5 protein-coding genes are annotated in these 7329 nt (G+C 37.2%); 3 read left to right on the plus strand and 2 right to left on the minus strand.

Annotated elements, in window-relative coordinates; genetic code table 11:
• Positions 1–186 precede the first annotated feature (186 nt).
• Together WFH39_RS15320 and WFH39_RS15325 are read right to left on the minus strand one after the other, a co-directional pair.
• Positions 187–1605: a hypothetical protein gene (locus WFH39_RS15320; RefSeq protein WP_214590503.1), complete on the minus strand. Its 1419-nt coding sequence runs from the start codon at positions 1603–1605 to the stop codon at positions 187–189.
• Between the two features lie 47 nt (positions 1606–1652).
• Positions 1653–4454, minus strand: coding sequence for a TonB-dependent receptor (locus WFH39_RS15325; RefSeq protein ID WP_336690492.1), 2802 nt, complete (start codon positions 4452–4454; stop codon positions 1653–1655).
• 192 nt (positions 4455–4646) lie between these two features.
• On the opposite strand from WFH39_RS15325, the gene WFH39_RS15330 reads away from it, so the two are divergent.
• The 3 genes from WFH39_RS15330 to WFH39_RS15340 all read left to right on the plus strand — a co-directional run bounded on the left by WFH39_RS15330 (position 4647) and on the right by WFH39_RS15340 (position 7137).
• A complete protein-coding gene (locus tag WFH39_RS15330) occupies positions 4647–5324 on the plus strand; it encodes a response regulator transcription factor (protein ID WP_076396546.1) in 678 nt (225 codons plus the stop codon).
• Between the two features lie 51 nt (positions 5325–5375).
• Positions 5376–6407, plus strand: a complete 1032-nt coding sequence (locus WFH39_RS15335) for a sensor histidine kinase (RefSeq protein ID WP_076396548.1) — start codon at positions 5376–5378, stop codon at positions 6405–6407.
• Between the two features lie 130 nt (positions 6408–6537).
• On the plus strand, positions 6538–7137 hold the full coding sequence (locus tag WFH39_RS15340; protein ID WP_336690493.1) for an IS1096 element passenger TnpR family protein: 600 nt from the start codon (positions 6538–6540) through the stop codon (positions 7135–7137).
• Positions 7138–7329 lie beyond the last annotated feature (192 nt).

The raw sequence follows: 7329 nt of genomic DNA on the forward strand, positions 1-7329 counted from the left end.
AGATTTTACTTCTTTAAACAGATTTTTAAAGATCTGTGTTTTATTTGAAAAGACCAAATTACCATTTTTCTTCTTATTTTCCCAATGGTATTTTTTGCTGAATTAAATTTACTTACTCATGAAAGCGGCATCGGAAAATTTTTTCCGATGCCGCTTTTGAATTTAATATGAAGAAACTAATTACTATTACAAATTGTAGTTTGTCCAGCCTGCGTACCAAGTATCGGTAGCATCTTTAACAGCTCCTCTGTAAGTTACTGCCGTAAACCAGCTGCTTAACTTTGGATGAGTAAATACACCTCCTGTTAATAATGGAGATCCTGAAGCCGGAGAGAAGTTCGGAGTTGTTCCTGCCGGTGCCCAAGCTCCTGTTAATTTAACGTCAGCAGAATAAGTCAGCGTAGAATTTCCGTTTGAGTTATACCAGTTCGTAAGATCTGTTAATGAGAAAGTTGTAGGCGTTGTAGTAGATCCTGCGAATTTTAACGGTGTAATATTTCCTGCTAAAATATTGTTTTGGAATACTAAGCTTGAATTTCCGATGTTATTGTCTGTAGGAGTACCTTTTGTAGCATCAATAAATAAACCTACCGGATATCCTGTGAATACAGAGTTGAATACAGAAATCGCAGAATTTCTTCTTATTTGTAATGCATTCTGGAACAATGCGTTAATTGTACCTGCATTTGTACTTGTAGAATTAGAGTTTACAGGTCCTATAATCGTCATGTTTGAGAATGTTGCACCCGTTTGAGGAGTTAAAGAAGATCCGTTAGCATCGTTGTCTGATTCAAAAGCGTTAGATCCTGAAACGTCTGCTACCTGAGAATCTCTTACCCCGATACCGAACTGAATTTTTCCTGAGAAACCGTTATCTGTATCAAAATCATCATCAAGACCTTTATAGGCAATAAGGTGAGAACAGTTTACCGTTCCTCCAAACCATTCGAAACTGTCATCGTTTGCATAAGCAACTTCTACATAATCCACAGTTGTTCCGTTACCTACACCTCCGAAAGTAATTCCGTTGATCTCTTTATCCGGTAAAAATGCATACCCTGCATATTCTACTCTTACATATTTTAATACACCACTGTTGTCTGCAGCATTTGTTCCTCCGTAAAGACCTAAACCTTCACTGTTGTTGATTCCTCCTTCGATTTCACCTACACCAGCCTGACCATTGAAAGAAGAATTGGTAGGAGCAGCTCCTAAGATTACAAGACCTGCCCAGTCTCCTCTTTTCGGACTTGGTTTTTCAGAAGTGAAAATAATCGGGTTCGCAGCTGTACCTTCTGCCATAATCTTACTTCCTCTTGTAATAATCAATGCTCCGTTTTTATCCGCTTCCCCTACGATTTTAGTTCCCGGTTCGATGGTTAAAGTAGCACCGTTTGTTACATATACCAATCCTCTCAACTTATAGATATTGTTAGCTTTAAGAGTAAGATTTGAAGTAATCTTTCCTGAAAGAATAAGATTTTCAGTGCTTCCGCTGCCTGAGTTCTGAACTATAGTTTGTCCATCTTCTTCTATGTTTCTACATGCTGTAACAGTAGTTGCTAAAGTACCAAGCATTAAAGAGTATAAAACAAATTTTTTCATGTTATAAAGACTTATTATTTTTTATTAGATAATTGATTTAATTGTAATTAGAAGTTGTATCCGAGAGTTAAACTGAAGTTTGTTCCTGTTACTCTGTCGATTGCCAGTGCATCAGCACTGTCGTATTTTTTATTGTTGTTCAGATCATGATAGAATTTCGCATGACGGTTCAGGATATCCGAAACATTCAGCTTAATTTCTCCCTTGTTCTGCCATAGTTTTTTAGCGATCTGGAAATCAAGAAGCGGTCTTGGATTTTCCCAGATTGGCGGAACCTGATCATTTCCTACATAAAGAATTCTTCTTCCAATCATATTAAAAAGTACTGTTGAAGACCATCCGGATTTTTCAGAATCATACTGCATGCTTAAGTTTACGGTGTAAGGAGACTGTCCCTGCATTGGTCTGTCTACATTGGTTGCAGCATCTGTTACCCTGTTTTTAATTAAAGCAAAGTTACCTCCCAGTGTAAAGTTTTTAAATGCACTTACAAAGTCCAGTTTCTTTCTGAATTCTAATTCCGCTCCATAAGCATCTGCCTTGTCTACATTTAAGTAATTGAATGTATTACTGGTTCCTACTCCGGATTGGTTGAAATATAATTCGATAGGATTTTTAAAGTTTTTATAGAATCCCGCAACCGAAAGAATCTCCCCGTTTCTCGGATACCATTCCCAACGAACATCCGCATTGGTAATTTTTGTTCTCTGGATATATTTATTACCGATTACGGTAGCTCCCAAATCAAAATCATAATAAGCTAATGGAGAAACCTCTCTGAATTCAGGTCTAACTACAGTCTGTGAACCTGCAACACGTAAATTCATGTTATTGGTAAGCTTGAATGTCATATTCAAAGCAGGTAAAAAGTCTGTAACACGGGTGTTTACAAAACGGTCATCGCTTCTTTTCGTGCTTCCTACCAACTGATCGAAGTTTTCAACTCTTAATCCCCAAACTGCTCTGAACCATGAAGTAAAGTTGTTATCCATCTGCAGATACCCTGCATTTAAAATCGTATTTGCGATATATCTGTACTGGTTTCCTGCAATTTCGTCGAAAGTAAACTTGTTTCCTGTGGTACCGAAATTTTCAGAATTGAAAATAGTTTCGAAAGGTTGTGAAAGCAATGACTGATTATATCCTGCAAGTCTTACAGAGAAAGGTCTTGAGTTGTAAACCCTGTCTTTCACCTGAAATAAATATCCTCCTTTAATGGTTTGTTTCTGGCCTCCGAACATTTCGAAAGTTTTGGAAACATCACCTCCTGCATTGTATAAATAATCGCTAAGTGTAGAGTAGAATACACTTCCTGATTTTTGAGAAAGACCGTTAGAGATCAAAGCCAGATATGGGCTTCCGCTGATATCCGGATATTGGTTGTACTGTAAACGCTGTAACAACGGAATGTACTGATCCAGGATTCCGAAACTTCCGTACCAGTTAACCGTAAAACCGCCGAGAGCATCAATCTTATGAGTTCCGTTAAGAGTGGAATTGTAGAAAGTAGTTTCTTTAAATCCAATCTCTCTTGCCATGATATTTGTTCCGTTTACCGGATCAAATTCAAAATCTTTTCCTGTTCTGAAAGACATATGGTTTACCGTATTGTTGGTAATAATGTTTTTCAGGGAGATTTTGTTATTATTATTCAGCTTTAATGTTAAATTTAACAAACCTCCTAAAATAACATCATTCTGATATTTTTCTGTATAGTAATCGAAGTTGGTATCTGCTTTCGTTCCGTTGATCGTGAAGAAACTGTTTTGCGTTTCAATTCTTCTTTTATTGTTGCTGTAGTTTAAAACTGCAATTACTCCCAGATCTTTCCCAAAAACTTTAGTATTGAAACCACCATCAAGCTGTAAGCTTATATTCTGTGGAAAACCATTCGTATCATACCCCAGATTTTTCACATATTTTCTTCCATAATCCGTTTTATCTGCATCACTAAGAAGCGTGAAAGAATTCTTGGCAGGCATTCCCGCAGGAAGTTTTCTTGTTCCGTCATCAATTCCTAAGAAATCCCACTTTCCTCCTTTCTGCATTTTAAATTCCTGCCCCATTGTAATAGAATTTCCTCCTACACCCACTTGCGCGTTGAAGAAATTTTTATTGGGAATATCCTTAGTATTTACCTGAATTAATCCGCCTCCCCATTCTCCGGTATATTCCGGAATAAATGTTTTGTTGATTACCAGTGTTTCAATAACGTTAGCAGGAAAAAGGTCGAAAGAGAACGTTTTTCTGTCCGGCTCAGTACTGGATAACTGGATGCCATTCAGCATTGCCTGATTGTAACGGTCAGATAAACCTCTTACAACAATATATTTTCCGTCAAATAAACTCACTCCGGAAACTCTTTTCAGAACTTCACCCGTGTTTCTGTCCGGACTTCTTTTAATAGCTTCCACACCAATCACCTGAGAAACAACACCTGCATTTCTTTGCAGACCGATGGTAGAAGCAATGGTTTCTTTTCTTGCGTTGGATTTAATAACAACCCCTTCAATCTGTTTTTCTTTTGCAGACGTATTAGGCTTATCTAAGACAATATCAAGGTGAGTATTGGCATCACTTTTTACAACCACTTCACTTATTTCTTTTCGGTTGTATCCGTTAGAAGTTACCGTGATGACGTAATTGGTTCCAGGGGGAAGGCTCAGAGAGTAGTTTCCGGAAATGTCAGTTGTTACTTCCTGATCATTTACCTTGATTTTTACCCCTTCAATAGGCGTGTTATCTTTCTCGTCCAGTACCCTGCCTTCTAGAACCTGGCTTTGTGCAAATGCATAGCCGGCGGAAAACAAGGCAAGCAGCATAATGCTCTTGTGGATTTGTTTTTTCATTTTTACTATATCTTACTCGATTCTTTCGGTGCAAAGGAATAAAGAATTTATGGGTTAGGTAGTTTAGCAAAATTTAATTTTTTCTTAACTAAACATTAAGAAAAGAATATAATTGTTAACTTTATGTGAACGATACCCGTTTTGTTAAACAGTGATTAAAATATTATTAACTTTGACTCGTAAAAATTAAAAATGAACCAAAAGAAAATCCTCTTAATCGACGACGAACTGGATATTTTAGAGATTCTGTCTTACAACTTGGAAAAGGAAGGCTACGACATTTATACAGCCACTAATGGAAATGAAGGTATCGACAAAGCGAAGGAAATTGTTCCGGATCTGATTTTATTGGATGTCATGATGCCCGAAAAAGACGGTATCGAAACCTGCCAGGAACTTAGAAAAATTAAAGAACTTCAAAAAACTTTAATTGTTTTTCTTTCTGCAAGAAGCGAAGAGTTTTCACAATTAGCCGGTTTTCAGGCAGGTGCAAACGACTACATTGTTAAATTAATCAAACCGAAAATTCTGATCTCCAAAGTAAACGCTTTATTGCAGTTAACTTCTCAGGTTTCAGACAACTCTAAATTAATTGAAATCGGAGATTTAATTATTGATAAAGATAATTTCAGGGTTTCTAAAAACGGACAGCAGTTTCTGCTTCCTAAAAAAGAATTCGATCTTCTGTATTTGCTGGCTTCCAACACGGAAAAAGTTTTTAAAAGAGAAGAAATTCTGGAAAAAGTCTGGGGAAATGACGTTATCGTGGGAGAAAGAACCATCGACGTTCACATCAGAAGACTGAGAGAAAAACTGGGAATCAACACGATTCAGACATTAAAAGGAATTGGGTATAAACTTATTGTTTAATACTCAATTTCAATTTCTTACCTTTACATCAACCAATAAAACTTTGTAAAATTGAAATTTTACAGACTTACCCTCGTCGCCTCTTGTCTTCTGACATTGGTGATGTTTCTTTTAGTAATCATTTTCGATTCACTAAAAGATATTTATTACAGTACACCATTTTTTAAAATCGGACTGGTTATTTGCCTTGTCCTGATTTTTATCATCAATTATATCGTTCTAGAGCTTTTGTTCAATTACTATGGCAAAAAGCAGGTTCGCGGTCTTTCGCAGCTTTTACCGCAGGAAATTGTTCATGATGATGATGAAAACATTACCATTAAAGAACTGGGAGAAAGATTTTCAGACCTCAACCAAAGAAAAGTGACCGAACTGGATATGATGAAAGAAATGGAAAGTTACAGGAAAGAATACATCGGAAACGTTTCCCACGAGCTGAAGACACCCCTTTTTTCCATTCAGGGATATGTGGAAACGCTGCGCGACGGCGGAGTAGATAACCTTACGATCCGGGATAAATATCTGGAAAGAATCGATAAATCTGTAGAACGTTTAATTGCGATTGTAACGGATCTCGATATGATCAACAGGCTGGAAGCAGGAGAAATTAATCTTACCGTTTCTAAATTTGACGTTAATTTATTAATTAAAGAAATTTTTGATCTTCTCGATCTCGAAGCAGAAAAGCATAATGCAAGCTTGCAGATCCAGACTTTGCAACCACAGATTTTTGTAGAGGCAGACAAACAGAAAATTTCGCAGGTCTTTATTAACCTGATTTCCAATGCAATTCACTATGCCAACAGACAGGAAGCAAAAGTAGTGGTAAAAACCAGCGTCCTTAAAAATAAAGTTTTAATAGAAGTTATAGACAACGGGATGGGAATAAAATCCGAAAGTCTACCAAGAATTTTTGAAAGATTTTACCGTGTGGAAACCAGCCGAAGCAGAAGGGAAGGAGGTTCCGGGCTTGGTCTTGCCATTGTAAAACATATTCTTGAAGCCCATAACGAAAACATCACCGTAGAAAGTGTTTATCTGGAAGGCACGAAATTCAGTTTCATGCTGGAGAAAAGCAAATAATTTTTGCAAAATGTATGAAAAAAAAATGTTTTAAAAAATGATGAAATATTTTTTTGTCACATCTCATTTATTTTATATTTGCAACAGAGATTTATCATAATAACAACGGCAAAAAGTAATTTAAAAACTGATGGTTTATAAAATCCGCGTAATATTAGATGCAAAAGAAGATATTTTCCGGGATATCGAAGTAAAAGGAAAACAGACGCTATGGAACTTACATTTAGGTATTAAGAGTGCATTCAGCTTGCAGGGAGATGAGCTTTCCACTTTTAATCTGCTTGAAGAAGACGGAACAATAGTAAAAGGTGTTCCGTTAGAAGATATGAGTGACGATGGCGACGGAGAAATTATGTCGGATGTGTACATCGATGAGGCGTTCGAAAATGTAGGAGATAAAGCTCAGTTCCAATACGGACTTCTTGACCTTTGGGAATTTTTCTGCGAATTGGTAGAGATTATCGAGGAAACCAAAGGCGTTAATTATCCGATTACGGTCTACAGATTTGGAAACGTTCCTTTGAAAGCGCCAGGTAAAAACGGAAGCGCAGGAGGTTCTAAAAAGAAATCGGCAATGCCATTAATGGACGATGATTTCGGTTTTGAAGACGACTTCGGAACTACCGGAAACTTTGCAGACGAAGATGATGATGCTTTTGATGATGAGGAAGAAGAAGACTACAACGACGATGCTTTCGATGATGAAGACGACAACGATGATGAAAGATAATCGGAAGAAATTCTAAAATATACCGCCCTGAACATAAGTTTGGGGCTTTTTTATTCTGTACTATAAGGAGCTGTTTCGCGCTTTCGCTACTCGCTTTTTCGTTTTTTTGGGGGGGGGGGGGGGGGGGGGGCGGGCCCCCAAAAAAAAAAAATGAAAAAAAGAAGAGCGCAAAACACCGAGTAATATGGGGGG

Origin of the sequence: Chryseobacterium sp. MMO-72, assembly GCF_037146035.1 — a bacterium.
Lineage (GTDB): Bacteria > Bacteroidota > Bacteroidia > Flavobacteriales > Weeksellaceae > Chryseobacterium > Chryseobacterium indicum.

Bases quoted from the DNA above. Each gene is read 5' to 3' on its own strand.
- WFH39_RS15320 (WP_214590503.1), bottom strand. From the start codon at position 1,605: ATGAAAAAATTTGTTTTATACTCTTTAATGCTTGGTACTTTAGCAACT.
- WFH39_RS15325 (WP_336690492.1), bottom strand. From the start codon at position 4,454: ATGAAAAAACAAATCCACAAGAGCATTATGCTGCTTGCCTTGTTTTCC.
- WFH39_RS15330 (WP_076396546.1), top strand. From the start codon at position 4,647: ATGAACCAAAAGAAAATCCTCTTAATCGACGACGAACTGGATATTTTA.
- WFH39_RS15340 (WP_336690493.1), top strand. From the start codon at position 6,538: ATGGTTTATAAAATCCGCGTAATATTAGATGCAAAAGAAGATATTTTC.